General features: G+C 63.5%; 20 protein-coding genes. 13 read left to right on the forward strand and 7 right to left on the reverse strand.

The window, feature by feature from the left end:
• The first annotated feature begins 631 nt into the window (after window positions 1-631).
• Entirely contained in the window at window positions 632-2368 is a 1737-nt protein-coding gene (gene oxc, locus A3OK_RS0111925) for an oxalyl-CoA decarboxylase (protein WP_026597186.1), read from the forward strand.
• Window positions 2369-2461: 93 nt separating this feature from the next.
• A complete protein-coding gene (gene frc / locus A3OK_RS0111930) occupies window positions 2462-3736 on the forward strand; it encodes a formyl-CoA transferase (protein WP_019905102.1) in 1275 nt (424 codons plus the stop codon).
• A 150-nt stretch (window positions 3737-3886) separates the two neighbouring features.
• Here the strand turns inward: frc and A3OK_RS24320 are convergent, their stop codons facing one another.
• The 3 genes from A3OK_RS24320 to A3OK_RS0111945 all read right to left on the reverse strand — a co-directional run bounded on the left by A3OK_RS24320 (window position 3887) and on the right by A3OK_RS0111945 (window position 6511).
• Window positions 3887-4048: a hypothetical protein gene (locus A3OK_RS24320; RefSeq protein WP_019905103.1), complete on the reverse strand. Its 162-nt coding sequence runs from the start codon at window positions 4046-4048 to the stop codon at window positions 3887-3889.
• Window positions 4049-4350: 302 nt separating this feature from the next.
• Window positions 4351-6222 (reverse strand): hypothetical protein, encoded by a 1872-nt coding sequence (locus tag A3OK_RS0111940; protein WP_019905104.1) that lies wholly within the window; start codon window positions 6220-6222, stop codon window positions 4351-4353.
• Window positions 6223-6298: 76 nt separating this feature from the next.
• Window positions 6299-6511, reverse strand: a complete 213-nt coding sequence (locus A3OK_RS0111945) for a hypothetical protein (RefSeq protein WP_245259349.1) — start codon at window positions 6509-6511, stop codon at window positions 6299-6301.
• Window positions 6512-6563: 52 nt separating this feature from the next.
• Between A3OK_RS0111945 and A3OK_RS24325 the strand changes: the two genes are divergently transcribed.
• Entirely contained in the window at window positions 6564-6962 is a 399-nt protein-coding gene (locus A3OK_RS24325) for a hypothetical protein (protein ID WP_196805496.1), read from the forward strand.
• Here the strand turns inward: A3OK_RS24325 and A3OK_RS0111950 are convergent.
• Complete coding sequence (locus A3OK_RS0111950; protein WP_155912008.1) at window positions 6911-7318, reverse strand: CBS domain-containing protein; 408 nt, start codon at window positions 7316-7318, stop codon at window positions 6911-6913. The two genes, A3OK_RS24325 and A3OK_RS0111950, sit on opposite strands and share 52 nt — an antisense overlap.
• A gap of 1717 nt (window positions 7319-9035) precedes the next feature.
• On the opposite strand from A3OK_RS0111950, the gene A3OK_RS0111960 reads away from it, so the two are divergent.
• From A3OK_RS0111960 to lexA, 7 genes are all read left to right on the forward strand, one after another.
• Window positions 9036-11636 carry a hypothetical protein gene (locus tag A3OK_RS0111960; protein ID WP_019905108.1) on the forward strand — a complete coding sequence of 867 codons (2601 nt, stop codon included), beginning with the start codon at window positions 9036-9038 and terminating at the stop codon, window positions 11634-11636.
• A gap of 194 nt (window positions 11637-11830) precedes the next feature.
• Complete coding sequence (locus tag A3OK_RS0111965; RefSeq protein WP_036302263.1) at window positions 11831-13576, forward strand: type I secretion system permease/ATPase; 1746 nt, start codon at window positions 11831-11833, stop codon at window positions 13574-13576.
• A complete protein-coding gene (locus A3OK_RS0111970) occupies window positions 13576-14919 on the forward strand; it encodes an HlyD family type I secretion periplasmic adaptor subunit (RefSeq protein WP_019905110.1) in 1344 nt (447 codons plus the stop codon). Before A3OK_RS0111965 ends, A3OK_RS0111970 begins: the two co-directional genes overlap by 1 nt.
• Window positions 14920-14943: 24 nt before the next feature.
• Window positions 14944-15198: a hypothetical protein gene (locus A3OK_RS24005; RefSeq protein ID WP_155912009.1), complete on the forward strand. Its 255-nt coding sequence runs from the start codon at window positions 14944-14946 to the stop codon at window positions 15196-15198.
• Between the two features lie 382 nt (window positions 15199-15580).
• Complete coding sequence (locus A3OK_RS24010) at window positions 15581-15796, forward strand: hypothetical protein (RefSeq protein ID WP_155912010.1); 216 nt, start codon at window positions 15581-15583, stop codon at window positions 15794-15796.
• A gap of 197 nt (window positions 15797-15993) precedes the next feature.
• Window positions 15994-16386, forward strand: coding sequence for a helix-turn-helix transcriptional regulator (locus A3OK_RS0111975; protein ID WP_026597189.1), 393 nt, complete (start codon window positions 15994-15996; stop codon window positions 16384-16386).
• Between the two features lie 906 nt (window positions 16387-17292).
• Window positions 17293-18030 (forward strand): transcriptional repressor LexA, encoded by a 738-nt coding sequence (gene lexA, locus A3OK_RS0111985; RefSeq protein ID WP_019905113.1) that lies wholly within the window; start codon window positions 17293-17295, stop codon window positions 18028-18030.
• Here the strand turns inward: lexA and A3OK_RS0111990 are convergent.
• Window positions 18024-20297: a ComEC/Rec2 family competence protein gene (locus tag A3OK_RS0111990; protein ID WP_019905114.1), complete on the reverse strand. Its 2274-nt coding sequence runs from the start codon at window positions 20295-20297 to the stop codon at window positions 18024-18026. The two genes, lexA and A3OK_RS0111990, sit on opposite strands and share 7 nt — an antisense overlap.
• A 207-nt stretch (window positions 20298-20504) precedes the next feature.
• On the opposite strand from A3OK_RS0111990, the gene gltX reads away from it, so the two are divergent.
• Together gltX and gltA are read left to right on the forward strand one after the other, a co-directional pair.
• A complete protein-coding gene (gene gltX, locus A3OK_RS0111995) occupies window positions 20505-21932 on the forward strand; it encodes a glutamate--tRNA ligase (RefSeq protein WP_019905115.1) in 1428 nt (475 codons plus the stop codon).
• A 229-nt stretch (window positions 21933-22161) separates the two neighbouring features.
• Window positions 22162-23451: a citrate synthase gene (gene gltA, locus A3OK_RS0112000; protein WP_019905116.1), complete on the forward strand. Its 1290-nt coding sequence runs from the start codon at window positions 22162-22164 to the stop codon at window positions 23449-23451.
• 201 nt (window positions 23452-23652) lie between these two features.
• On the opposite strand, the gene rpsD is transcribed toward gltA, so the two are convergent.
• Window positions 23653-24270 (reverse strand): 30S ribosomal protein S4, encoded by a 618-nt coding sequence (gene rpsD / locus A3OK_RS0112005; RefSeq protein WP_019905117.1) that lies wholly within the window; start codon window positions 24268-24270, stop codon window positions 23653-23655.
• 205 nt (window positions 24271-24475) lie between these two features.
• Complete coding sequence (murI, locus tag A3OK_RS0112010; RefSeq protein ID WP_026597190.1) at window positions 24476-25354, reverse strand: glutamate racemase; 879 nt, start codon at window positions 25352-25354, stop codon at window positions 24476-24478.
• 195 nt (window positions 25355-25549) lie between these two features.
• Here murI and egtB point away from each other — a divergent pair, with 195 nt between their 5' ends.
• Window positions 25550-26824 carry an ergothioneine biosynthesis protein EgtB gene (egtB, locus tag A3OK_RS0112015; protein WP_026597191.1) on the forward strand — a complete coding sequence of 425 codons (1275 nt, stop codon included), beginning with the start codon at window positions 25550-25552 and terminating at the stop codon, window positions 26822-26824.
• Window positions 26825-26870 lie beyond the last annotated feature (46 nt).

Raw genomic sequence — 26870 nt, forward strand, 5'->3', positions numbered from 1 at the left:
CAAGCAGGCATCATCCATCCCGTCGTGTGATTCATCGATCCCGCTTCCGGACGAGCCCGCGCGGATCGGCAAGATGGTGCAAATCCGATTGACACTTGGTATTTGGTATGCCACCAATCGATAGGTCGTCACCAAGTGCTTCGGGGGTGGCTGATGGGTCTGGCAGAGGTAAGCGAGGCTATCAACCGGGTCCGAAGGGCGAAAGCGACGGGTGCCGTGCACCAGGGCAGGAACGAGAGCTGCATTATAACTCAGACGTGAGTCGCAGCGCTTCGGCGAAGGCGATTTCGGTACCCGGACGGTCACGACACCGGCTCTACTTGACGTGGTCATAAATTTTTGGATCCGCGAAAAGAAAAATGCGGGTTTATCGTGAGGAAGCGGCAATGAACGTCCTCCGCGCTCGTCTCTGCCCCGGTCGATCGGGGCCGTCGCCGGGATCGTAGCGCGGTCGCCGCACGAGATTTCAGGCTGGATCGCGCCTCCGGCCCATCGAAATCGCTCCTGGGCCGACGCCGCCTTCCAGGCCCGCGCCGACCGAGAGCCGCATTACCGGTCCGCATGCCGAGCGGGCCGTCCATCAGAACGAAACGTCCAGAACAAAACGTCAAAAAATCAGGGAGAGAACACGATGTCCGCTTTGGCTCAGAGAACCGATGTCGACGTTGCGGCGGAGCCGGAACTCACCGATGGCTTTCATCTCGTCATCGACGCGCTCAAGCTCAACGACATCACCACGATCTACGGCGTGCCCGGCATTCCGATCACCGATCTCGGCCGCCTCGCCCAGGCAGCGGGCATGCGCGTCATCTCCTTCCGCCATGAGCAGCATGCCGGCAACGCTGCCGCCATCGCCGGCTTCCTCACCAAGAAGCCCGGCATCTGTCTCACGGTCTCGGCGCCCGGCTTTCTCAACGGCCTGACGGCTTTGGCCAACGCCACCACCAACTGCTTCCCGATGATCCTCATCTCCGGCTCGTCCGAGCGCGAGATCGTCGATCTGCAGCAGGGCGATTACGAGGAGATGGACCAGCTCGCCATCGCCAAGCCCCTGTGCAAGGCGGCCTTCCGCGTGCTGCACGCCGCCGATATCGGCATCGCCGTCGCCCGCGCCATCCGCGCCGCCGTCTCCGGCCGTCCGGGCGGCGTCTATCTCGATTTGCCCGCCAAGCTGTTCTCGCAGGTGATGGAAGCCGAAGCCGGCGCGAAGTCGCTGGTGAAGGTCATCGACGCGGCGCCCGCCCAGCTGCCGGCTCCCTCCGCGATCAAGCGCGCCCTGGACGTCCTGAAGACCGCCAAGCGCCCCCTCATCGTGCTCGGCAAGGGCGCGGCCTATGCCCAGGCCGATGACGAGGTTCGTGCCCTGGTGGAGACGAGCGGCATCCCCTACGTGCCGATGAGCATGGCCAAGGGCCTCCTGCCCGACAACCATCCGCAATCGGCCGGAGCGGCGCGCTCGCTGGTCCTGAAGGATGCCGACGTGGTGCTGCTGGTGGGTGCGCGCCTCAACTGGCTGCTCTCCCACGGCAAGGGCAAGACCTGGGGCGCTCCCGGCTCGAAGAAGTTCATCCAGATCGACATCGAGCCGAAGGAAATGGATTCTAACGTCGAGATCGTCGCGCCGATCGTCGGCGATATCGGCTCCTGCGTCACCGCCTTGCTCGACGGCATGAAGAGCGGCTGGCAGGTCCCGCCCGCATCCTGGACCGATGCGATCTCCGCCAAGAAGGAGGAGAACCTCGCCAAGATGGCGTCGAAGCTGCGCAAGAACTCGACGCCGATGGACTTCCACGGTGCGCTGGGCGCGCTGAAGACCATCATCGCGGAACGGCCCGACGCCATCCTCGTCAACGAGGGCGCCAACACCCTCGATCTCGCCCGCGGCATCATCGACATGTATCAGCCGCGCAAGCGTCTCGATGTCGGCACCTGGGGCATCATGGGCATCGGCATGGGCTTTGCCATCGCCGCCGCCGTCGAGACGGGCAAGCCCGTCCTCGCGGTCGAGGGCGACAGCGCCTTCGGTTTCTCCGGCATGGAGGTGGAGACCATCTGCCGCTACAACCTGCCGGTCTGCATCGTCGTGTTCAACAACAACGGCATCTATCGCGGCACCGACATCGACCCGACCGGCCGCGATCCCGGCACCACGGTGTTCGTCAGGGATTCCCGCTACGACCGGATGATGGAGGCCTTCGGCGGCGTCGGCGTCAACGCGACCACGCCGGACGAACTCTCCCAGGCCGTAAATGCGGCGATGGATTCCGGCCGCCCGACGCTCATCAACGCGGTGATCGACCCCCAGGCCGGCACCGAGAGCGGCAATATCGGCAGTCTCAACCCGCAGAGCGTGGTGAAGAAGAAGTAGGTCGCGTCCGGGCGCCCGCCGGCTCTCGCGCGAGATGCGTGAGAGCCGGCGGCGCTCGCCTCCACCGAACATCCTTCAACTCGGATCAAGCCCATGAATGCCCTCGAAGGCGTGAAGATCCTCGACTTCACCCATGTCCAATCGGGACCGACCTGCACCCAGCTCCTGGCCTGGTTCGGCGCGGACGTCATCAAGGTCGAGCGTCCGGGAATCGGCGACGCCACGCGTCAGCAGCTTCAGGACATTCCGGATGTGGACAGCCTCTATTTCACGATGCTGAACCACAACAAGCGTTCGATCACCCTCGACACCAAGAACCCCAAGGGGATCGAGGTGATGTGGCGCCTGGTGAAGGAATGCGATGTCCTGGTGGAGAATTTCGCCCCCGGCGCGCTCGACCGGATGGGCCTCACCTGGGAAGCGATCCAGGCCGCCAATCCGCGCATGATCCTCGCCTCGGTGAAGGGTTTCGGTCCGGGCGCCTACGAGAACTGCAAGGTCTACGAGAACGTGGCCCAATGCGTCGGCGGCGCGGCCTCGACCACGGGGTTTCGCACCGACATCCCGATGGTGTCGGGAGCCCAGATCGGCGATTCCGGAACCGGCCTCCACCTCGCCCTCGGCATCGTGACCGCCCTGTACCAGCGGACCCATTCGGGTCTCGGGCAGCGGGTCGATTGCGCCATGCAGGACGGTGTCCTCAACCTGTGTCGGGTGAAGCTGCGCGACCAGCAGCGGCTCGAACGGGGGCCGCTCAAGGAATACAGCCAATACGGCGAGGGCATCGGTTTCGGCGATTCGGTGCCGCGTGCCGGCAACGATTCAGGTGGAGGGCAACCGGGCCGCATCCTGAAATGCAAGGGCTGGGAGACCGATCCCAACGCCTACATCTATTTCATCGCCCAGGGCGCGGCCTGGGAGCCGATCTGCGACGTCATCGGCGAGCCGACCTGGAAGACGGATCCCGATTACGCAACGCCGAAGGGGCGGCTTCCCCATCTCAACGAGATCTTCACGCGGGTCGAAGCCTGGACCATGTCCAAGACCAAGTTTGAGGCGATGGAGATCCTCAACGCGCTGCACGTCCCGTGCGGACCGATCCTGTCGATGAAAGAGATCGCCGAGGACGAATCGCTGCGGAAATCCGGCACGGTGGTCGAGGTCGACCATCCCGAGCGCGGCAAATACTTGACCGTGGGCAACCCGATCCGGCTTTCGGCCAGCCAAGTCGAGGTCAAGCGTTCGCCATTGCTTGGCGAGCATACCGAAGAAATCCTGCGCGACGTCCTCGGTTACTCCGAGAACGACCGGCTCAAAATCTCGGAATCAGGGGCGATAGGCGCGATCCAGAGGATCGCCGCCGAATAATCAGCCCTTGAACGACGCGCGAGCCGGGTGTCTCGGCATCCCGGTTCTTGCGCACGACGTGAACCTCCCGACTTGGCGCGGTATCGGCCAAAGGCCCGGTACCGCGCTCTTTCCGGTGGAGGACGGATCGACGTCGCAGTGCCGGCTCGATCAGGCGATGCCGGTGAAGCGGCCAGCCGAACCCGGCAGGTAATCGCGGCTCTCGGAGCGGCTCTTTTCGGCGCGGACCGAAAGGAGATCGGCGGCCTTCACGACGAGGAGCACCTGAAGAGCGATCATGCAGAGGACGGCGGCGAGGATGGTGACGAGCATGGTGGGCTCCCGGTGACGTGTTGCACCGCATTCATGCCGCACCGCAGCAAAAGTTGATATACCACATTCCATCGACCAGGCATTCCGTCATTGCATGTCACGAGCCTTTCCAGCAGCCGGCCAGCGCTGAGCGCATCCGAGAGCAGGGCTGAGAATCCATTCTTGTTCATCGACTTAGCCGATGCGGACACGATCGCGCCTCGATTCGGCGCGCGGTCTCGGCCCGGTGACCGCTCGATAGGCGGCCTGCGAAAATCGTTCGTGCGAAGTCGGGAGAAACGGAGGTCGCGTTCGCGTTGGACTCAGCCTGAGACCGAGCCGCCCCAACGACCCAAGGTCTGAGCCTCGTCCGGCCGAAGCTGCTCATCCGGCTGGGGAACACCCAGCCCAGACCCGGATGCATCGATTCCCGATGCGCCCATTCCCGCTACCCCCATTCCCACTACACCCATGGCCGACAAGGCGGCCTGCAGGTCGGAATCCTCCACCGCCCGCGCGATGACCTCCGCCGCCAGACCGGTCAGGCGACCCCGATCCACGCGGGCATAGACGCGGCCCGTCTCATGATCGGCGAAACGGATCGTCGTCATCCGGCGGACGCAGTCGCGCAGGAAGCTCATGTTCTGCCGGGGCTCCATCGAGCCGGCATCGGCATAGACTTCGTCGGCCGATCGCGCGGCGATGTCGATCCGACGATACCTGTCGATGTCGAAGATGAACTTCAGGTCGAGGATGTTCATCGTGCCGTTGACGCCGAATGCGATCGTCCTCGGCCGCTCGCCCTCGGGCACGCTGTTGTCGAGAAACTCGAAATGCACTTCCTTGTCGGATCGCAGAGCCCAGGTGAAGAACAGTCGCGGCATCCCGGTATAGGCCTCGACGTTATGGGCCAGCAGATCCTCCACCGCCTTGTAGCGGCCGAATTGTTCGCCGCGCTTCCACGCCCGCTCCACGGTCGCGTCCGGCGGGGTGATCATGAACTGCATGTAGACCCGGTGACCGAAGCGGGTGAGCAACTGGCTCCCGGTCTCGGCGCCGGGATCCACCGCGAAGCTGTCGAAGCGGAACCGATCGATGAGGAGATGCGAGATGCGCCCCTCGGCGGCCTTCACCGCCATGTGCCGGTCGAGCTTGCGGTCGATGATCTCGACTTCGTGGCCGGTCAGCGTCCCGGCATAGCGCCGCGCCTGCCCGAGACTGTCGTAATCGAGCAGGAACTTGCGCCAGACATCGGGGGTGATCACCGCGAAATCCGACCAGTGGAGGCCCAACTCCCCGGCTAGAGCGCGCTGATAGGGCCGGATCGTGCTCTTGCCCGAGGCCGATGCGCCCTTGACGTTCATGATCACGGGATGCGCCTGGGCATTCAGCCGATGATAGCCCTCGCGGACGACGACGTCGCGGAACAGGGGCTCGATCCTCTCGCCGATCCGGCTGCTGCCGTACTGATTCGAGACCAGCGTGCAGGCGAGATGGGACAGAAGTGCCTTGTCACGAATGAGGAAACCGCGCCGGCTGATCATGCTGGTTACGACGGCCCGCAAGGCCGCACAGGCTGCCGATTCCAGGGATTCGACAGGCTTCGTGCAGCGTTCCTGCCAGGCGTCGAGACGCTGGAGCACCAGATCCTCGGTCGTGCCGGACACCTCGCGGCGTCTTGCCGGTTCTTGCCTGCCGAACAGGGCCTGCCAGAGGGAAGGCCGTTCCCGAGCGACTTCGGCCGGAGGCCGACCGCCCAGCATCTCCGAGAGTTCGCGATCGAGGATCAGCGCCGCATCGCGGCGAATGTCGTCGAGCAGGATCGAGAGGTCGTGCGCATGGGATGCGATCCCGTCACGCAGGATGGTGCTGACGATCGCACGGAAGTTGACGCCGAGATCGCCGTAGGTCCGGCCGACCGGGACCGACAGGTCGGCCATGACGCGGATCAGCACTTCATGGACGACGAGCCGCTGAACCCGGAACCGCACCACGCTGGTGAGGGGAAGCCCGCTGGCGTCGCTCATCTCGCGGGCGGCATCGAGCCCGGTCTCGATGTTCTCCGGCCTGAAGACCGTCGCTAACGGGAGGAAGCCCCTGGGCAGGCTCGATTCCAGCCCCGGATTCCAGGGGCCGAAATCCGGCGACGGGAGCGGCGCGACGGTTCGTGTGGCGTCGCAATTCAGGATCGACATGGCCCGCCGCTCCGGAACTCAGCGCCTTCGAGAGAGACCAGGCGGCGTGATCGACAGGCGCACTCTTCGCCCGGCTTCAGGCGACGGCCGCCTCGTCGATGGCCTCGAGCCGCAGCTGGTAGCGGTCGCCCCAGAGAACCTCGGCCTTCTCGTACCAATCCGCGTTGAAGAACAGCTTGGCGCAGAATTCGCTCTGCCAGATGCAGACGGCGATGATCCTCGAATCGATCACCTTCACGTGGCGGCTGATGAGCCCGCGCGTGATGCCCGCCGAGGGACACATATCCATGCTGGTCATCCCGTAGGCGGATTCACCGCTGAAGATGACGGGGCATTCGAGAATGGCCAAGTACCGCATTGCTGCCAACCCTGTTGGCCACGTGCCGCGCATCGTCGATCTCTCGTCCGACATGAGCGGCCCCGCGGCGTCTCCCTGCTGCGATACCGAGCTTGAATCGCGCCTTCAGGCGAAGGACGAAGCGCCGAGGTACCTTGGAGAAATTTTGAATGCAAAATGGGTTCGGGTCAATGATGACAGGCCGAATATCTCATTTTGCGTTTGCGCCATCGATTTATTGCGATGCAATACTAGCAAAGACATGTCGATTGCGCGTCATTTACTTTTCATCGCCAGCCATCACAACCGGAGGAAGTATCCCTGTCCGACCCGCCGGCCACCCATCGGGCGTCAGGCCTGTGCCGAGGCGGAGGTGTCGTCGACGCAGCTCCAGATGCTCTGAACCGATTGCAGGACGAAGCCGTCGGTGATCGCGATCTGATCGGTCTTGTGGGCGCAGAACTGCTTCAGTCGATCGGAATTGGACATGCCGACATCCACGGAGGTGAAATCCTCCTTGGCCACCACCCAGACCAGATTGTCGAGCACGTCGGGTCCACGCGCCGCCATGGCCCGAAAGATCTCGCGCTCGGTGACGATGCCGACGATGGCGCCATCCATCGCGCGATCGCCATCGATGACGACCAGGGCGTCCACGCCAGGATCGCGCAACAGGCGCAACGCGTCACGAGCGGAGCGGTCCATACGGATATAGTGCAGACCCGCGCCGCCCTGTCCGCTCGGTCGGCTGGCTGCCATGGCGTCGTCCTCCCTGCGGAATGGCGTTTCTGACTGCAACACTGGTATTCATAATACCCCATGTCAACGTCGATGGGGCACTATGGTGCATCAGGCGAGACTGAATGTAAGGGTCCTTGCAGGGAACCGCTCACGCATCGCGGGACATCTCATGCTGCTTTGGCGGCACGGCAGGCGTCGCTACCCAGTCACTTCCCTGGCGTCCTGGAGCGGGAACCAGAGTCATCTCGGACTGGGCCGGGCGCCGACGATGGGATCCAAGCCGATCGAGGCGCTCCCTGCATGGTGATATCGCCCACCAGTCGTACGCTCCTCCCGCTGTCCGGTTCAAACGGATCGCGCCAGAGCGGCGGATGAGGGCTGCTCCTTTGAAGACGCTACCGGCGATGTCGGCCGGCTCGATCACCTCAAGGGCGGCCGCAGCGATTGCGGGCTTACTCGTCTCCCCGAGCTCGGTACCGGCGTCCCTTCTCCACCGGACGCCGCGGATCCGCTTTGGGTTGCAGCTTCGCTTCTGGGGGTTGGCTAGAGGCGGGGTCCTCCACATACACTCTTGGTCGGTCGGCCGTTCGGATTACAGCACCGTCCGCCGCACGACCCCGTCGGCGTATGCGGCAGCCTTCCTTACCCTCCTGTAGAATAGAGAGAGCAAGCGACCTCACTCCGTTGCGCGGTAGCCATCCCGCCCGCATCGGCGATCCTCGAAGGGATCGCCTCGTCCTACCTCTCAAGGGCAAGGAACGAAGCGCGGACGCGCCTTCCACCGTGGAGGCCTATCCCGCACGAGCCATCCGCATCCAATGCGCCCAGTTGATGGTCACCCCGGCAGACCGTGTCTGCCCCCTTCCCGCAGCGCGAGGCCCCGGCAACGGCCATATCCCGGGTCTTTGCACCTCCGGCATCTTGCATCTCCTCGCTGAGATGGGCGCAGCGCCGGGGAAATGAGCAGCCGACTCTCGCGTTAAATCTCGCGCTCCCACGACAAATGACCATCGCACTCCATAGGCACACCGCCGGATGACCGGCGGAATACGGCAGCACCGTATTCGCTGGCCCAAGCATGCCAGTTCAGCGCGTTTTTTCGCCCTGCGAGGCAATGCTGCGAATGAATCCGACCATTCACGCAGAACTATCCAATTTTATCCAAAATCAAGCGTCGCTCGATATTGCATTCAGTAAAATTTATTTGTGCAACTGAAATGAGCAGAATGTCGCTAAATTCCTACCCTCTCCAACTTGTGAGGGCATGCATAATAATGCCGACTAGGCCGCATTCATACAACCGGAGCGATATCAACTACGGTGCTTATCGCTTGAGACGTAGAAACGAGCGATTGAGACCGATCTCCGAATTAGGCTAATCGTGGAATCTTTATCATCCAAATATATCTCTAACCGTGTGTTTATTCCAATTAATCACGAAGCTAAACAGATTTTATCTCGATAAAATGACATATGATATGATATTTATCGCGGCTAATAAGGTTTTATTCGTAAGTTAATACCATTAATCATTCAGTAAATTCCTTTTATAGTAATGTTGCGTGCCGGACACACCGTAATTACCGGCCTTATCTCAATGCAATATACGCCTTGAAATGCCACCAGGGCGCGTTGTAGAGAAGTTGCGCTCGCTCGACTCGGCGGTTGGCGGCCTCATATCCAGGCTGAATTTTTCACGATCGCGCGACCAGAAACGCTTGGTAGGAACATTGTCATGGCGACTCGAAATCTAACCCAGAACGTCGACAACCTGACCGGAACCTCGAATCCGGATCTCTTCAACGCTCCGCTCTTCACGAGCACGTTCGGCGCTCAGAGCTCGACGCTCCAGACCGGTGACCGGCTGAATGGCGGCGCGGGCACCGATCGTCTCGTGGCGACCCTGCTGGCCGACGGCAACGAACTGGTCCAAGCCTATTTCGCTCGGCCGCTGCTGACCTCGATCGAGACCGTGCAGGTGACGTCCCTGTCCGGAAACTCCGGCTCCAACGACCAGAGCCCCTCGACCCTCGACTTCCTGCAGTCGACCGGCATCAAGACCTTCGTCAGCGAGTCGTCCAACAACTTCGTCCAGGTGCGGAACGCCGGTGACATCGCGTCCTACAAGGTGCGCAATACGGTTGCCGATCCGGCCGATAACGATGGCCTGGCCGTGACCGGGATCAGCCGGTCGGATATCAGCATCACCGCCGACAACGTCTTCGCGGCAAATCCCGAGAACGCTCAGACCCTGTCGTTCGACACCCGCTCGGGCGCCGATTTCCGCGACGTGCTGTTCACGGTGACCGATTCCCAGGTCCGTCTGGATGCTGACGTCACCGGTACGCTCAAGCTGGCTTCCGGCGGCGCGAGCGGTTCCAACGACGTCACCCTCCTCGACGACAGCTACACCCGGCTGCTCCTGCGCGGGTCCGGCGATCTCGAAGTCTCGACTTCTGGTAACGAGGGTACTTTCACCCTCGGTACCTCGTTCGATGCCTCGGCCATGACTGGCGCGCTGACGGTCGACTCTGACATCTCCGGCGATCTGACGGTTGTTCGTGGAAGCCAGGGCAACGACACCTTCGCCGACATCACGTCGTCTACGGCCGGAACCTTCGCGGTCGCTCTGAACGGTGGCACCAATTCGGTCGAGTCGATCACGTCGGACACCGCATCGTCCGTGCGTGTCACCGGTGGATCGGGCGCTGATACAATCGATTACATCGAAGCCCTGGCTGTCAGCATCAATCTGGGATCCGGCAACGATACTCTCGATCATGTCGACCTCGAGGGTGCGGCAGCGTCGAACGTCGTGCTGGGCGCCGGCAATGACGCGGCCACCATCCACATGTTCGATGCTGGTTCCGTCACCGTCGACGGCGGCGCCGGACGCGATAGCATCGTGATTGACCAGTTCGGCCAAAGCACTGGCAACGTCACCATCGCCAGCGGCGATGGCAGCGACGTCATTAACGTCGATATGTTCCAGGGTGCGCTTTCGATCGACGCCGGCGCCAACTCGGATCAGGTCTACATCACGTCCATCGCAACCGGCGTGAACAACTCGGTTCAGATGGGCGCCAACAGCGATCTGCTGGATATCAGCGACATCACTCCCGATCTGCTTTCAACCGTGCTTAGCCCGACCTTCGACACCTTCGACGGCGGCACCGGTGATGGCACGGATCGCATCGTCGTGGACCTGGCTGGCATCTCGGCCGAGCAAGGAACTCACATCGTCAACTTCGAAACCCTCGACCTCGTGGGCGATTCGACAGGAGAGTTCGATCTCGGAACTGGTCTCGCGACCATCACGACGATCAATGCCGACCAGGGCATCGGCCAGGATCTGAACTTCACCAACGTTACCAATGCAGTGACCTTCAATCTCCACAGCAGCGGCAATGTCCAGACAGACTTCGTCGATTCTCCGGTTCCAGGCCATGTTCTTGACGTCAATCTGAGCGAGACGATCCCTGGAGACATCACCGGCACCAACGCCGTCTCGATCAATCTCGATCTCAACTCCGACACAGCCACGCTGAACCTCTCCAGCCTCGGCACCGATGCCGGCGCGGGCAACATCCTGAACCTCATCGATCAGGACGGCCTGTCGTCGATCATCATCGACGGTGGCCGCGATCTCAGCATCGGCACCGATCCTGACTTCACCGGCTCCGATTTGACCTCGGTCAACGCGTCCGCACTGACCGGCGATCTCAACATGACCGCTGGCTACAACGGCGGGACTGCCTATGCCGGGCTCGGAATCTCGGGCGACGGTGCCACCGTCACCGGTGGTTCGGGGAACGATACCCTGATCGGCGGCGCCGGTGCAGACGTCTTCAACCTGTCTGCCGGCGGCACCGACACGATCGTGTACAAGAACTCGCTGGATTCCGATCTCGCGCTCAACTCGGCCGACACGGTCAACAACTTCGTCTCGCACGGCGCCAACAATGCCCCCGGCGCAGACACCCTCGTGTTCAATAACGTGTACAGTGCTGGCTCAGGCAGCGTCTTCAGTGGCGCCACTGGCGACGACGTCACTGCTGTCGTCAATGGTTCCGGTGCTGTGAACGACATCACAACGCTGAACTTCCTCGGTAATGCCGTCAGCTTCGCCGAAGCTCAGGCTGCGATTGCCACGTTCCATACCGGTAACGCTGAGGACTACGCGGCCGTGTTCGATCGGTCGTCGAGCACGCTCTACGTCGATGCCAACCATGACGGTTCGCTGACGCAGGCTGACATGCAGATCAATGTTGCCGGTCTCGGCACCAGCGGCCTGTCCTTCAACGATCTCGGCCTGACGACGAACGGCATCGTGTAATTCGATCCTCTCGGAGGATTGACTTACCGACACACGAAGGGGCGGCCGCAAGGCCGCCCCTTCACCATCATGACCGACTGCCAATATTTCAGAATCAAAGACGGAATTTCCAAAGCATTCGTTTGATCGGCGATCGCCTCGATATTGGCGCGCACGAAGACTCGACACGGGATCCACGTCAGGAATTGGCCAGCATGAGCCGTAACGTGAACGAGATATCCGCGGCCCTGGCCCGCTGCCGGACCGCCTTCATCGGCGTGGCGGTGATGAGCGGGCTGGTGAACGTCCTGTATCTCACCGGCTCTTTCTTCATGCTGGAAGTCTACGACCGGGTGATCCCGAGCCGGAGCGTGCCGACCTTGATCGGCCTCGTGGTGCTCGCCCTGGTGCTCTACGTCTTCCAGGGTGTGCTGGAGACGATCCGGTCGCGCATCCTGGCCCGCGTCGGCGCGGCCCTCGACGAGGCGTTGAGCGCACGGGTGTTCGACATCGTCGTGCGCGCGCCCCTGAAGGGCGCCACCCCCGGCGACGGCCTGCTGCCCCTGCGCGATCTCGACCAGCTGCGCGCCTTCCTCGGCGGCACCGGCCCCTCGGCCTTCTTCGATCTGCCGTGGATGCCGATCTACGTCTTCATCTGCTTCCTGTTCCACCCGCTCATCGGCGCGGCGGCCCTGGTCGGCGCGGCGGTCCTGGCCGTGCTCGCGCTCACCACCGACCGCTCGACCCGCGGTCCGTCCCAGACCGCCACCGCCCACGGCATGCGCCGCAACGGTCTGGCCGAAGCCGGGCGCCGCAACGCCGAGGTCCTGGCCGCCATGGGCATGCAGGGGCGCTTCGCCGAGCGCTGGGGCGGCGCCAACCGCGACTACATGCAGTCGCAGATGAGCGTGTCGGACGTGGCCGGCGGCTTCGGCGCCGGCTCGAAGATCTTCCGCATGGCGCTGCAATCGGGCGTGCTCGCGCTCGGGGCCTGGCTCGTCATCAACAACCTCGCCTCGGCCGGCGTGATCATCGCCTCGTCGATCCTCGTCGCCCGCGCCCTGGCGCCGGCCGAACTCGCCATCGCCAACTGGAAGGGCTTCGTCCAGGCGCGCCAGAGCTGGGCCCGGCTCTCGGACCTGTTCGCGCGCCTGCCTGCCGTCGAACAGCCGCATGCCCTGCCGGCCCCGACGCAATCCCTGTCCATCGAAGGCGTCAGCCTGGCGCCGCCCGGCACCCAGCGCATCGTCGTGCAGGATGTCAGCCTGACCCTGCAGCGAGGCCAGGGCCTCGGCATCATCGGCCCGAGCGCGTCGGGCAAGTCGAGCCTGGTCCGCGCCGTCGTCGGCGTCTGGCCGCCCCAGCGCGGCAAGGTCCGGATCGACGGCGCCGCCATCGACCAATGGTCGAGCGCCGATCTCGGGCCGCATATCGGCTTCCTGCCNCAGGAGGTGGAGCTGTTCGCCGGCACCATCGCCGAGAACATCGCCCGGTTCGACCCGGCCGCCCAGTCGGGCTCCGTCATCGCNGCCGCCAAGGCGGCGGGCATCCACGACCTCGTCCTGCGGCTGGGCGAGGGCTACGACACGCGGATCGGCGAGGGCGGAGCCGGCCTCTCGGCGGGCCAGCGCCAGCGCGTCGGCCTGGCCCGCGCCCTCTACGGCGAACCCTTCCTGGTGGTGCTCGACGAGCCGAACTCGAACCTCGACGGCGAGGGCGAGAACGCCCTGACCCAGGCCATCGTCGGGGTGCGCCAGCGCGGCGGCATCTGCATCGTCGTCGCCCACCGCCCGAGCGCCCTGGCCGCCGTCGACATGATCCTGATGATGGCCGACGGACGCGCGCAGGCCTTCGGACCCAAGGACGAGGTGCTCAAACGCGTGTTGCACGCAGCACCCGATCGGTCCGTGGAAGCCAAGCGTGCCGCTCCCGGTCTGTCGACCGTGAGGGAGAGCGCGTGATGACCATCGCCCTGGCACCGACCCGCATTGCACCGGCACAATCCAAGACGACGGCTCAGTCCGCGATCGATCGCCACCTCCTGGTGGCGATCGGTGTCAGCGTCCTCCTCGTCGTCGGCGTTGGCGGCTGGTCCGTTTTCACCCAGATCTCGGGCGCAGTGATCGCGCCCGGGCAGCTCGTCGTCGAATCCGACGTGAAGAAGGTGCAGCACCCGACCGGCGGCGTCGTCGGTGAGTTGCGAGTCAGGGAGGGCGCGCGGGTCAAGGCCGGCGACATCCTGATCCGCCTCGACGAGACCCAGACCCGCGCCAATCTCGACATCGTCCTGAAGGCGCTCGATGAGCTCACCGGCCGTCGCGCCAGGAACGAAGCAGAGCGCGATGGTGCGAAAACCATCGCCTTTCCGCTCGAACTCCAACTCCGCAAGACCCTCGATCCGGCGGTTCGCCACCTGATCGACAGCGAGACCCGCCTGTTCGAGTCCCGTATCGCGGGCCGAGAAGGCAAGAAGGCTCAGCTGCGCGAGCGAGTCTCGCAGCTCGACGAAGAGATCAAGGGGCTCACCGAGCAGGCCGCCGCGAAGGCGCGGGAAACGACCTTCATCGAGAGCGAGCTGAAGGGCGTGCGTGAGCTTTACGCCAAGAACCTTGTGCCCCTGCCGAGGGTGACCGCTCTGGAGCGAGACGGCGCCCGCCTGCAGGGTGAGCGCGGGCAGATTATCGCTTCCACCGCGTCGGCAAAAGGAAAGATTACCGAGACTGAACTACAAATCCTTCAGGTCGATCAGGATATGCGGTCTGAGACTGGAAAGGAACTCGCCGATATTCGTGGGCGTTGGTCAGAGTACGATGAGAAACGGATTGCAGCCGAGGATCAACTTAAGAGAATCGATATGCGCGCGCCTCAGAGCGGGACGGTTCATCAAATGACGGTGCACACGATCGGCGGCCTCGTCGATCCGCGGGAGCCCGCCATGCTGATCGTCCCGGATGCCGACAAGCTGACCGTCGAGGTAAAGATCCAGCCGCAGGACATCGACAACGTTCGCGTCGGCCAACGTGCCGTTCTGCGCTTTCCTGCCTTCAACCAGCGCACGACGCCGGAGATTGATGGCGAGGTCAATCGCTTATCCGCTGATGTGACCCAGGATGCGAAGACAGGTGTCAGTTACTACACGGCCCGTATTCGCCTGTCCGAAGAGCAGATCGGTCGCCTGGGCAAAGTTCAGCTCGTTCCGGGAATGCCTGTCGAATCCTTCATGCAACTCGGGGACCGCTCCGTGCTCTCATATCTTATCAAGCCTCTCTCCGATCAAATCTCGAAAGCCTGGCGAGAGAAGTAAATCTTCCCACATGGAACATGAAAAATGGATAATATAACCAAACCCATAATAATGGCAGCCATTGCATTTGGCTCTGTTTTCTATATGAGCGGGAATTTGAATATATCTATCGCTTCAGCTTTTGTTCCGCTCATTCTAAGCATGATGGGGGTCGTCCAATCTCTTGGCTATGCCTTCAGCGCCATTTGTCTGATTTTGTCCGTCTTTTGGTTCGCCTCGCCCGAAGAGACGCGGGAGAAAGTCAGGTCAGAGGTCGAGCGAATTGCTTTGAAATCTTGAGAGATGATTTGTTTCTAGCGATTTCGAGCTGTTACCGCGGTGTCGTTTAATGCCTGGGACTGTAGACAATTAAAGATGAGCGTTCAAAAGGGATAGAGACATGACAGTATATATATATCTGGCAGGGCTAATCTCGGGCTTAGCTTTTATGTTCGGACCTTGGGTCGGAGCAGCCGTCATAATTTCGATCGCTCTTATCGGAATGGGTTTTAATAAGATGCGGTCGTTTGTGGCAAATATGTCGATCGACTAGCGCCTAACTCAGCAAATCGGTCGTCTTCGATGCACAAATATTCCATCGAATGGAGATCTCGCTTTTTTGAGACTAGCAACAATATTTGTCTAAAAATATCCAGAAGTAATTTGTCGAGGGTAGAGCAACATGGCGGATGCGGCGTCAGATCGTAAAATTCAAGAGGCCTATAAAAAGACGAACGCCATCTGGTCGGCCTTACAAAAAGAATACATTGGGCAGATCACGTATTATACTGAAAAGGTCAACAACTCCGTCGATGAAGTCGCCAAAAACAAAAATAGAACGAAGCTGATGTATGCGCGGATATGCTCCGAGCATTGCTGGAGCAACATTCGCGGATAGCACGTCCTGGATGTCGCAGCGGTAGCATATCAAAACAACATCCGTGCTCATTAAAGCGTCTTTTGATGCAAATGACGCTTCCATATTGCCTAAAAGTTTTCTAATAACAGAGGCAGCGTCTCATCACAAATGTTCTCGATTTTGAACTTGTGCCCGTAATCTATGTTAGTTTTTATTTATGTGGATAGAGGCTAGTTGTGGCTCTCCGAATCACCTCTGACATCGATCGAGAAGTTGGCGCTCGTCTTGCTGCACTGCGCAAAGCTAGAGGGATGTCACAGACGGCTTTGGGCACCGCTGTCGGCATCACATTCCAACAAATTCAAAAGTATGAGAAGGGGACGAACCGCATCGGTAGCAGTCGTCTGCAACAATTAGCAGATACGCTTAAAGTCCCGGTCTCCGCCCTTTTCGGCGAGCAAGAACCTGACGAGCAGATCGAGATCTTCCGTTTCTTAGCCGAGCCGGGCGCTATTGAGATCCTGCGTTCCTATGCTTCGATCGATGACGATCAATATAAGCGCGCGGTATTGTCCATCGTTCGAAGCATCGCTCGGATCAGCGTGAAGCCTCCACTGCAAAGCGCTTGAGGCTTGGCGGATTTGCGCTGAGGTTCGTCAGGTACGGCGCTGAGAGACTACTATTGCCCTACTGGCAATCCATCTACTAGCGCGCATCTGACCCTGCCCCAGTTACGCGGCGATCTCGAGGCCGTTTGATTTTGACGGGGAAGGGGTTTGTCTGCAGTGACGGGACGTGAGTACTAAGCTCAACGTGAAGATCCAGACGATGTATCTGGTCGCGAGCAGTGTTCACGCCGTGATTCTTACGGTGTCGCTAGAAACGCACTTCTATCAAGGGAAACCTCCCGTCTCTCAGCAGAGATGCAACGTTATGGCTGCCGTCTCTTACGGCGCCGTCCACAAGATCGCCTGCTTGTCCATGCGCGACCACAGGTAGGCAGAATTGGCCTCGGCTGCTCTAACGATCGCGACCCGGCCGCAACGGCTGGCTACCGGCTCTTTCTGCCATTTACATCGCGGAAGCCCGAGCGGCACTGAGACCTATGGCAGGCAGTGCAGGGACGTATAGGCCAAAACCAGCCATCATTGGAATGCGCGGTTGTCACCGCAGCCCCCGTGAGAAGCCTCTTTATGGTCCGAATTGAAGTGACGGCAACATGCCGGGTTAACTTGGTCGCGTTGACCTGCTCAGCCAGTTGGGCGGAGTAACCGTCACTTCGGCGGCCCGGAGGGATCTGGCATGCTTCCTCTCTCACCCCGCCGCCCGAACCACGACCATCTCGGCCGCTGTCAGGCCGGAGTTCCGCTCGATCGACTGTTCTGATTCCCCGGACCACCTCTCACCTTCGACCACCGCCCCAAAGCTAAGTTAACGGAACCCTTGCAGAACACTTGCGGAACGTCTACCGTGTTCGTGTTTTGTTTCGATGGGCGTTAGCCGCGGCCGTTGGCTTCAGTGGAAGAGTGATCAGTATGTTGACGCGTAAGCAGCTGGAACTTCTCCAATTCATCCAGCAACGGATGCAGGAGAGCGGCGTTCCGCCTTCGTTCGATGAGATGAAGGACGCGCTCGATCTGAAGTCGAAATCCGGCATCCACCGGCTGATCACGGCGTTGGAAGAGCGTGGCTTTCTGCGGCGGCTGCCGAACCGGGCCAGGGCCATTGAGGTGATCCGGTTGCCGGAGAGCATGACCAGCGCTCCCGCTCAACGTCCCGTCCAGACGGGCGAGGTTCGCCGCTTCACACCGAGCGTGGTGGAAGGGGGCCGGTCCAAGGCGGCGCCGCCGATGCGCCAGCCGATGGCGCAGGCGCAGGATGAGAGCGGACGGGCGATCACGATCCCGGTCATGGGTCGCATCGCGGCCGGTACACCGATCTCGGCGATTCAGAACCAGAGCCATTCGGTGACGCTGTCACCCGATTTTCTGTCCGGCGGCGAGCATTACGCCCTGGAGGTCCGCGGCGATTCGATGATCGAGGCGGGTATCCTCGACGGCGATCTGGTGGTCATCAAGAAGCAGGACACCGCCAATACCGGCGATATCGTCGTCGCCCTGATCGATGACGAGGAAGCGACGCTCAAGCGCCTGCGTCGCCGCGGTTCCTCTATCGCTCTGGAGGCCGCGAACCCTGCCTACGAAACCCGGGTTCTGGGTCCCGACCGCGTTCAGATCCAGGGCCGCCTCGTCAGTCTGGTGCGTCGCTACTGAAGCCGATCCGGGAGCGGATCCGCCGGCGGCTCGCTCTCGTCCTCCTCGGATGGGATTGAAGGTTTCGGAAGGTCCACCGGCTTTGACATCGTCGAGGGCGTCGAGGGCGGGTCCGCGACGGCCTGTCGCCAGGGCGGGGCGGAACCGGGTTCGCGGGCCGATGTCGCGACCGGGCCATCCGGCTCGAAGCGCAGAGCCGTCGCCCCTCGCGCAGCCAGGAACGCTCTGTCGATGACGAGGCTCGCCCGGCAGCCCGGCGGCGCGTCCCGGCGGGCGATGATGACGGTGGCGCGCGCGCAATCCTCCGCGAAGGCCCGTTTGTCCTTGACCAGGGCGACGACACGACCGGGCTCCACGGAGATGGTGCAGCCGACGGCATCGCATCGGCTCGCCGTCGAGGCGGTCACGTCGCGGGCTTTGCGGGAATCACCATCCGCCTTGAGCCATTGCTCCAGCACGAAATCCGGTGGCTTGCCGAGGATCGTCAGGCGGCCGTCCCGATCGCGCAATGCGGCACCCGCCCCCTCGCGATCGACGTAGAGATCGTAGCGTTGCGGCGTCGCGGCGAGCAGGAGGCCGAAAGCTGCCGGAGCGAGACCGATCCAGCGCAGGCGCGAGACGGGAAGCGTCAGCAGCAGCAGGGCGACGGCGAGCAGGCACAGCGCCGCGCTGCCGAAGGCCGGGACGACGAGCGTGGCGTGGCCGAACCCGCTGATCCACCCGGAGATCGTCAGCATCCCGCGCACCGCGAGCCCCATCAGCCACCAGACCGGCTGATCGAGCGCGAAGGGATAGGCGAGGATGCCGAGGACCGCGGCCGGCATCACCGCGAGGGAGACGAGGGGAAGGGTCAGGGCATTGCCGACGATGCCGAAGGGCTGGACGGTCTGGAAATGGTAGGTGGCGAAGGGAGCGGTCGCGATCTGGGCGACAAGGGTCGTCGCCAATGTGCCGGTGATCGCGACGATGACGAAGCGGAATGCGCGGCCGAACGGGCCGCTTCCTTCTCGTTGCGGCATCACGCGGTTGAGAGCCCCTGCGCAGGCGATGAGGCCGGCGACCGCGCCGAAGGACATCTGGAAGCTCGGACCGAGAAGCCCGTCCGGCTCGCGCGCCAGCGCGATCAATGCGGCGAGCGCGAGGTTCCGCATGCTGAGGGCCGGGCGATCCACCAGGATCGCGCCGAGCATCACCAGGGTCATGATCAGTGAGCGTTCGGCGGCGATGTCCCAGCCCGAGAAGACGCAATAGGCGGTGACGCCGACCATGGCGAAGCCGGCGGCGATCTTCTTGATCGGCCAGCGCAAGGCCAGGCCGGGCACGAGGGCGAGGAGCGCGCGCACGAGCCAGAACACCACGCCGGCGGCGAGCACCATGTGGAGCCCCGAGATCGAGACCACGTGGTAGATGCCGGCCGCGCGCAGGATCTCGTTGGTCTCCGCATTGATGAGGCCGCGCTTGCCGGTCACCAGGGCGGCGGCGACCGCGCCGGCCTGACCGCCATTGGCGTCGGTGATGCGCCGCGTCAGGGCATTGCGCGCGTCGTCCACCGCGGCCGCGAGGGAGACGGTCCAGGGGAGCGGTGTCGGAGGAGGCTTCACCTCGATCTTGCCGACGAGGGAGCCGACGGCGCCGATCCCGCGAAAATAGGCGTCGCGCGCGAAGTCGTAACCGCCGGGCCGCGCTGCCTCGGGCGGGGGAAGCAGCCGTGCGGTCGCCGAGATGAAATCACCCGGCTTCAGCGCCAATGCCTTCTTGTAGGAGACGCGGACGCGGGTCGGCCGGCGATCGGGCGGGAGAGTGCCGAAACTCTCCACGAGGACGATCAGGCGCGCGCCGACCTCACGCTCGTCGAGGGCTTCCACGAGGCCGGTGAGGGGCGCGATGGTGGTCCGGGCGAGGACCGGAGCCGCCACGAGCTGCAGACGCAGCACCGTGGCCGAGAAGCCGAAGAAAGACGCGGCGAGCCCCAGCACCAGAGCGAGGGCAATTGGTCTGGCGCCGAGGAAGGGGATCGCGGCCGCGAGGACCGACGCGACGAGGAGAGGTGCCGCCAATGACGGCTGCCCGCTCGTCGCCGTGAGGCAGACGAGGATGCCGATGCCGAACGCGACAGCCAGCCAGGGGAACAGCCGCCGTTGTTCGGATTCCTGGCGGAGTCCGTCGAGGCACCAGTCCTTCGCCGTCTCGATCAGGAACGACGGCGATCGCCACCGGCTCCAGGAGGCGATAGCGGCGCCCGTCGCTCGCGCGCTGGCCTGCGCCATCCTCCGGTGCGCCCTCCCTCAGATTGACGAGGTTCGACCGACGCGAGGGGATCGTCGCGCCGGCGATCACCTCGCTGCCCCCCGGATCGTCACCTGATCGCCGGATCGGCAAGACGGTTTCTTAACGTCACCGCAAACGCATGCTACATGCGCCGATCCGGGCCGGTCGATCCGCCCCCCACCTTCACGCACAAGTTTAGCCGCCCGATGTCGTCACCCGTCGTCACGCGTTTCGCCCCCTCCCCCACGGGGTACCTGCATATCGGGGGAGCGCGCACGGCGCTCTTCAACTGGCTCTACGCCCGCCATTTCGGCGGCCGTATGCTTCTTCGCATCGAGGATACCGACCGCGAGCGCTCGACCCAGGGCGCCATCGACGCGATCCTCGATGGTCTGCGCTGGCTCGGCCTCGAATGGGACGGCGACGTCGTCTACCAGTTCGCCCGCGCGGCGCGGCACCGGGAGATCGCCGAGAGCCTGCTCGCCTCGGGCAACGCCTATCATTGCTACGCCACGCCGGACGAGCTCACCGCCATGCGGGAGGCCGCGCGCGCCGAGGGTCGCCCCATGCGCTACGACGGCCGCTGGCGCGATCGTGATCCCGCCGAGGCGCCGGCCGGGGTGAAGCCCGTGATCCGCCTGCGAGCCCCGCTGGAGGGGGAGACGGTGGTCGAGGACCAGGTGCAGGGCCGCGTCACCTGGGCCAACAAGGATCTCGACGATCTCGTCCTGCTGCGCTCGGACGGCAATCCGACCTATATGCTCGCCGTCGTCGTCGACGACCACGACATGGGCGTCACCCACGTGATCCGTGGCGACGACCACCTTACCAATGCCGCCCGCCAGCGCCAGATCTACGACGCGCTCGGCTGGTCGGCGCCGATCATGGCGCATATCCCGCTGATCCACGGCGCCGATGGCGCCAAGCTGTCGAAGCGCCACGGTGCCCTCGGCGTCGACGCCTATCGCGATCTCGGCTACTTGCCGGCGGCGTTGCGTAACTACCTCGTCCGCCTCGGCTGGAGCCATGGCGACCAGGAGGTCTTCTCCACGGAGGAGATGATCGCGGCGTTCGACCTGACATCGATCGGCCGCTCCGCCGCCCGGTTCGACTTCGCGAAGCTCGAGAACCTCAACGGACTCTATATCCGTGGTGCGGACGATACCGTGCTGATCGATGCGATCGAGACGATCCTGCCGGTGCTCGCCGCCGATCGCGGAATGCCGCATGCCCTGTCTCCCGACCTGCGCGAGAAACTCGGCGCGGCGATGCCCGGCCTGAAGGAGCGCGCCAAGACTTTGGTCGAGCTTCTCGACAGCGCCTATTACCTCACCGCCTCGCGCCCCCTCGGCCTCGACGAGAAGGCGAAGACGCTCCTGAGCGAGGAGGCTCGTCAGCGTCTCGCCGCGATCCTGCCGGCCCTCGCCGATCTGCCGGAATGGAATGCGGCCTCCACCGAGGGTGCGGTGCGCCGCTTCGCCGAGGAGAACGCGCTCAAGCTCGGCCTGATCGCCCAGCCCCTGCGGGCCGCGTTGACCGGCCGCGCGACGTCCCCGCCGGTCTTCGACGTCATGGCCGTGCTCGGTCGCGACGAGTGTCTCGGCCGCCTCGGAGATCAGGTCTCGGCGGGCTGATCGTCATCCTGCGGCGGGTGACAGATCGGCCCGGTTTTCGCTTGAGCCAGCCGGTGGCGAGGGGCATCGGTTGATGGCGGTCGGCCGATCCGCTAACGCGATAGATGTGTGAGCACTTGCAGCATAAATCTGCCGGTGCGCCCTGGGCCGAAGTGGCGATTTTCACCACGCGGGCCGGTGCTACCCTCTGCCAAGGTCTGCCTTCCGCCAAGAAAGGGTCCATGTCTCCATGAGCGCCTCCAGCACGATCTCCGTGGGCGACAACCAAGTCGATCTGCCGATCAAGACCGGCACGATCGGACCTGACGTCATCGACATCGGCAAGCTCCACGCCAAGACCGGCATGTTCACCTTCGATCCGGGCTTCACCTCTACCGCGTCCTGCGAATCGAAGATCACCTATATCGACGGCGACGCCGGCATCCTGCTCTATCGCGGCTACCCGATCGACCAGATCGCCGAGCAGGGCGACTTCCTCGAGACCTGCTACCTGATGCTGTTCGGCGAATTGCCGACCCCCGCCCAGAAGGCGGATTTCGACTACCGGGTCACGCGCCACACCATGGTGCACGACCAGATGAACCGCTTCTTCCAGGGGTTCCGCCGCGACGCCCACCCGATGGCGATCATGGTCGCCTGCGTCGGCGCGCTGTCGGCCTTCTATCACGACTCGACCGACATCTCGGACGACAAGCAGCGGATGATCGCCAGCTTGCGCATGATCGCCAAGATGCCGACGCTGGCCGCGATGGCCTACAAGTATTCCATCGGCCAGCCGTTCGTGTACCCTAAGAACGACCTCGACTACACATCGAACTTCCTGCGGATGTGCTTCGCGGTGCCGTGCGAGGAGTTCGTGGTCAACCCGATCTACGCGCGTGCGCTGGACCGGATCTTCATCCTGCATGCCGACCATGAACAGAACGCCTCGACCTCCACCGTGCGTCTCGCCGGCTCGTCGGGCGCCAACCCCTTCGCTTGCGTCGCCGCCGGCATCGCCTGTCTGTGGGGGCCCGCGCATGGCGGCGCCAACGAGGCGGCGCTGAAGATGCTGGAAGAGATCGGCACGCCGGAAAACGTGGCGAAATACGTCGCCAAGGCCAAGGACAAGAACGACCCGTTCCGTCTCATGGGCTTCGGCCACCGCGTCTATAAGAACTACGATCCGCGCGCCCGCATCATGCAGAAGACCACGCATGAGGTTCTCGCGCAGCTCGGCATCAAGGACGATCCGCTGCTCGAAGTCGCGGTACAGCTCGAGCAGATCGCCCTCAAGGACGAGTATTTCATCGAGAAGAAACTCTACCCGAACATCGATTTCTATTCGGGCATCACCCTCAAGGCGATGGGCTTCCCGACCTCGATGTTCACGGTGCTGTTCGCGCTCGCTCGCACCGTCGGCTGGATCGCCCAATGGGCCGAGATGATCGAGGATCCCTCGCAGAAGATCGGCCGCCCGCGCCAACTCTATATCGGGCCGGACAAGCGCGACTACGTGCCCATCGGCAATCGCGGCTGACGCCGTGAGCGACCCTCTCCCCTTGGCGGGAGAGGGTGCGACCCGTCGGGACAAGCGGCTGTCCGTCCGCCCCCTCCCCCCGGCAGGGAGATACGCACGCCAGATGCTTGAAACGTCGGCAGACGATCCGGGTCGTCGCTCCCAACAAAAAAGGCCGCCCTCTCGGGCGGCCTTTCTCGTCTCGGCGATGCCCCGGAGGGATCAGCGCGAATAGAATTCGATGACGAGGTTCGGTTCCATCTGGACCGGGTAGGGAACCTCGCTGAGGCTCGGCACGCGGGTGACGCGAGCCGTCATCTTGGCGTGATCCACCTCGATGTAGTCGGGCACGTCGCGCTCGGGCAGCTGCGAAGCGACGACGACGATCTCGAGCTGCTTCGAGGAATCCTTCACCTCGATCACGTCGCCCGGCTTCACGAGGAAGCTGGCGATGTTCACGCGGCGACCGTTCACCTTGACGTGGCCATGGTTCACGAACTGACGGGCAGCGAAGGGGGTCGGCACGAACTTGGCGCGATACACGACCGCGTCGAGGCGACGCTCCAGCAGGCCGACGAGGTTCTCGCTCGAATCGCCGCGGAGACGGATCGCCTCGGCGTAGTAACGGCGGAACTGCTTCTCGGTGATGTTGGCGTAGTAGCCCTTGAGCTTCTGCTTGGCGCGCAGCTGCGTGCCGAAGTCGGACATCTTGCCCTTGCGGCGCTGGCCATGCTGGCCGGGGCCGTATTCGCGGCGATTGACGGGGCTCTTCGGGCGGCCCCAGATGTTCTGGCCCATACGGCGATCGAGCTTGTGCTTCGCCTGAATACGTTTTGACATCGCGGTTCCTCTCAGCGAGTGAGATTGGTCGAGGAACGCGCCCTCCTCTTTCCGAACCGGCCGGGGGCCGAAGTGGAACGACAGAGCGGACATTGCCGCTCACGGGTGCGCTTGAAAAAGCTGCGGGGCCCCTCTCGGAGCCCCGTAACTGTCGCGGTGCATAGGCGAGAGATGCCCGCAGGTCAATGCCGAGACGGCAATGGATCTATTGCAGCACGAGCGGCATCGCCTCCACCGCGACGTCGCCGACGCCGCGCGCGTCGAGGGAGCGACGCAGGGACGGCGTCACACCGGCGCCGCTGGTGAAGGCGGTGAGGCCGGGGGGGACGTCGTCGAGCGGGTTGCGCCGGGAGGGTCCGAGAAGCTGCGTCACCCGTCGGGCGATGGCAGGCGCGGGGTCGATCCAGGTCACCTGCCACGGGGCGAGACGCTGAAAGCGGGGCAGCAGCAGCGGATAATGGGTGCAGGCGAGGCAGATCACGTCCGTGCGCCGCCCGTCATCGCTCTCGACGAAGCACGGCGCGATCTCGGCGGCGAGCGACGCGTCGTCGGCGGGATGGCCCGCGAGTTCGGCCTCGGCATATGCCGCGAGGTTCGGCGATCCGACGAGGGTGACCGAGCAGGCGCTCGCATAGGTCTCGATCAGGTCGTGGGTATACGGCCTGGCCACCGTACCCGGCGTCGCCAGCAGGGTGATCAGGCGCGAGCGCGTCGCCTCGCCCGCCGGCTTGATCGGCGGCACCACGCCGACGAAGGGCGTCGAGAAGCGGGCCCGGAGGGCGGGCAGAACCAGGGTCGACGCCGTGTTGCAGGCGATGACGACGAGGTCGGGAGCGTGGCGCGCGAGAAGCCGCTCCATCACCGACAGCACACGCCCGACGAGGATCGATTCCGACAGCCGGCCGTATGGAAAGGCGGCATCGTCGGCGGCGTAGACGTAGCGCGCGTCGGGCCGCGCGCGCCTCACCTGCTCCAGCACGGTGAGGCCGCCGAGCCCGGAATCGAAGACGAGGATCGTCGGCGTCGGCCGGATTTCGGCCGCCAGGGCCGCTGTCATCGCTCCTGCCATCAGATCGATCCGCATACGAGTCTGCCCGGACACTGTGTGGGGATGGACGAGTGTCGGGCAGGCACGGTTAAGGCCGTGTCACTGAGGCGTTAAAAAGGCCCGGCTTTTTCATGCCGCATCGCCGCGACGATGGGCGCGGGACGCTGCCCGTTGTCGAACCGTGAACGAGCCATATCTCCCGCCTTGTCGGATATGAGCGGAGTGATCGATATGGCAGCGACGGCGGCAATTCGCGGTACCGCGCACGATCGATCGGACCGGGCGGCGTTCCCGCCACCGAGCATCTCGGCGAGGCCGGTCGACCGGGCCGCCTGGATCGCGGCGTTCCGGGCTGTGCGGGACGAGACCGAGCGCCGAGCGGCGCCGCTCTCTCCCGAAGATCAGCAGATCCAGTCCATGGCCGATGCCAGCCCGACGAAATGGCACCGGGCCCATACGACGTGGTTCTTCGAGCAGTTTCTTCTGCGCGATCACCTGCAAGGCTTCCACGTCTACGACGAACGCCTGCACTACCTGTTCAATTCCTATTACGTCGCCGCCGGGCCGCGGCAGCCGCGGATCATGCGTGGCCTCATCACCCGGCCAACCGCCGAGGAGGTGGCCGGCTACCGCGCCCATGTGGATCGGGCCGTCGAGTCTCTGCTGACGGATGCATCCGAGGAGACCCTCGACGCGGTGCTGCCGATCCTCGAGATCGGGCTCTATCACGAGCAGCAGCATCAGGAATTGCTGATCACCGACATCCTCCACGCGTTCGCGCAGAACCCGCTCGGCCCGGTCTATGACGCGGCATGGCGCTTCCCCCGGCCACGGTCCGAGACCGGGCTCGCCGAGCTACCGGGTGGTGTGACGAAGATCGGGCATGAGGGCGACGGGTTCTCGTTCGACAACGAATCGCCGCGTCACCAGACGCTCATCCTGCCCTGCGCGATCGACAAGGGCCTTGTCACCAACGCGCAATGGCTCGCCTTCATCGAGGATGGCGGATACGCCCGCCCCGAACTCTGGCTCTCGGATGGCTGGCTCGCGGTGCAGGCGGAGGGCTGGGAAGCGCCTGGATACTGGCAGCGCAGCGATGCCGGCCAATGGTCCAGCATGACGCTCGCAGGGCAGATGGGCATCGACCCCTCGCTCCCCGTCACCCATGTGAGCTATTTCGAGGCGGATGCCTTCGCCCGCTGGTCCGGCCGCGACCTACCGACTGAGTTCGAGTGGGAGGCCGCCGCCCGTGACGGGCTCCTCGCCGATGCCTTCGGCCTCGTCTGGCAATGGACCCGCTCGGCTTACGTGTCCTATCCGGGCTACCGGCCGGTTCCCGGCGCGCTCGGGGAATATAACGGCAAGTTCATGTCGAACCAGTTCGTCCTGCGCGGGTCCTCCGTGGCGACCTCCGACGGCCATGCCCGCATCGGCTACCGCAACTTCTTCTATCCGCACCAGCGCTGGCAGTTCACGGGGCTTCGCCTGTCGAACTATCGCGACTGATCGTCGTTTCCATAGATCTCGCGTATCCGCGTTCCCCGGAGACTTG

This window comes from Methylobacterium sp. 77, assembly GCF_000372825.1.
Classification (GTDB): Bacteria; Pseudomonadota; Alphaproteobacteria; order Rhizobiales; family Beijerinckiaceae; genus Methylobacterium.

Excerpts from the sequence above, each read along its gene's own strand:
- murI (WP_026597190.1), bottom strand. The coding sequence starts at position 25,354 with ATGCGGATCGATCTGATGGCAGGAGCGATGACAGCGGCCCTGGCGGCC.
- A3OK_RS0111940 (WP_019905104.1), bottom strand. The coding sequence starts at position 6,222 with ATGTCGATCCTGAATTGCGACGCCACACGAACCGTCGCGCCGCTCCCG.
- A3OK_RS24005 (WP_155912009.1), top strand. The coding sequence starts at position 14,944 with ATGGATAATATAACCAAACCCATAATAATGGCAGCCATTGCATTTGGC.
- A3OK_RS0111990 (WP_019905114.1), bottom strand. The coding sequence starts at position 20,297 with ATGGCGCAGGCCAGCGCGCGAGCGACGGGCGCCGCTATCGCCTCCTGG.
- oxc (WP_026597186.1), top strand. The coding sequence starts at position 632 with ATGTCCGCTTTGGCTCAGAGAACCGATGTCGACGTTGCGGCGGAGCCG.
- lexA (WP_019905113.1), top strand. The coding sequence starts at position 17,293 with ATGTTGACGCGTAAGCAGCTGGAACTTCTCCAATTCATCCAGCAACGG.
- A3OK_RS0111945 (WP_245259349.1), bottom strand. The coding sequence starts at position 6,511 with ATGGATATGTGTCCCTCGGCGGGCATCACGCGCGGGCTCATCAGCCGC.
- gltX (WP_019905115.1), top strand. The coding sequence starts at position 20,505 with ATGTCGTCACCCGTCGTCACGCGTTTCGCCCCCTCCCCCACGGGGTAC.
- egtB (WP_026597191.1), top strand. The coding sequence starts at position 25,550 with ATGGCAGCGACGGCGGCAATTCGCGGTACCGCGCACGATCGATCGGAC.
- A3OK_RS0111970 (WP_019905110.1), top strand. The coding sequence starts at position 13,576 with ATGACCATCGCCCTGGCACCGACCCGCATTGCACCGGCACAATCCAAG.
- frc (WP_019905102.1), top strand. The coding sequence starts at position 2,462 with ATGAATGCCCTCGAAGGCGTGAAGATCCTCGACTTCACCCATGTCCAA.
- A3OK_RS0111960 (WP_019905108.1), top strand. The coding sequence starts at position 9,036 with ATGGCGACTCGAAATCTAACCCAGAACGTCGACAACCTGACCGGAACC.
- rpsD (WP_019905117.1), bottom strand. The coding sequence starts at position 24,270 with ATGTCAAAACGTATTCAGGCGAAGCACAAGCTCGATCGCCGTATGGGC.
- gltA (WP_019905116.1), top strand. The coding sequence starts at position 22,162 with ATGAGCGCCTCCAGCACGATCTCCGTGGGCGACAACCAAGTCGATCTG.
- A3OK_RS24010 (WP_155912010.1), top strand. The coding sequence starts at position 15,581 with ATGGCGGATGCGGCGTCAGATCGTAAAATTCAAGAGGCCTATAAAAAG.
- A3OK_RS24325 (WP_196805496.1), top strand. The coding sequence starts at position 6,564 with ATGGCCAAGTACCGCATTGCTGCCAACCCTGTTGGCCACGTGCCGCGC.
- A3OK_RS0111950 (WP_155912008.1), bottom strand. The coding sequence starts at position 7,318 with ATGGCAGCCAGCCGACCGAGCGGACAGGGCGGCGCGGGTCTGCACTAT.
- A3OK_RS24320 (WP_019905103.1), bottom strand. The coding sequence starts at position 4,048 with ATGCTCGTCACCATCCTCGCCGCCGTCCTCTGCATGATCGCTCTTCAG.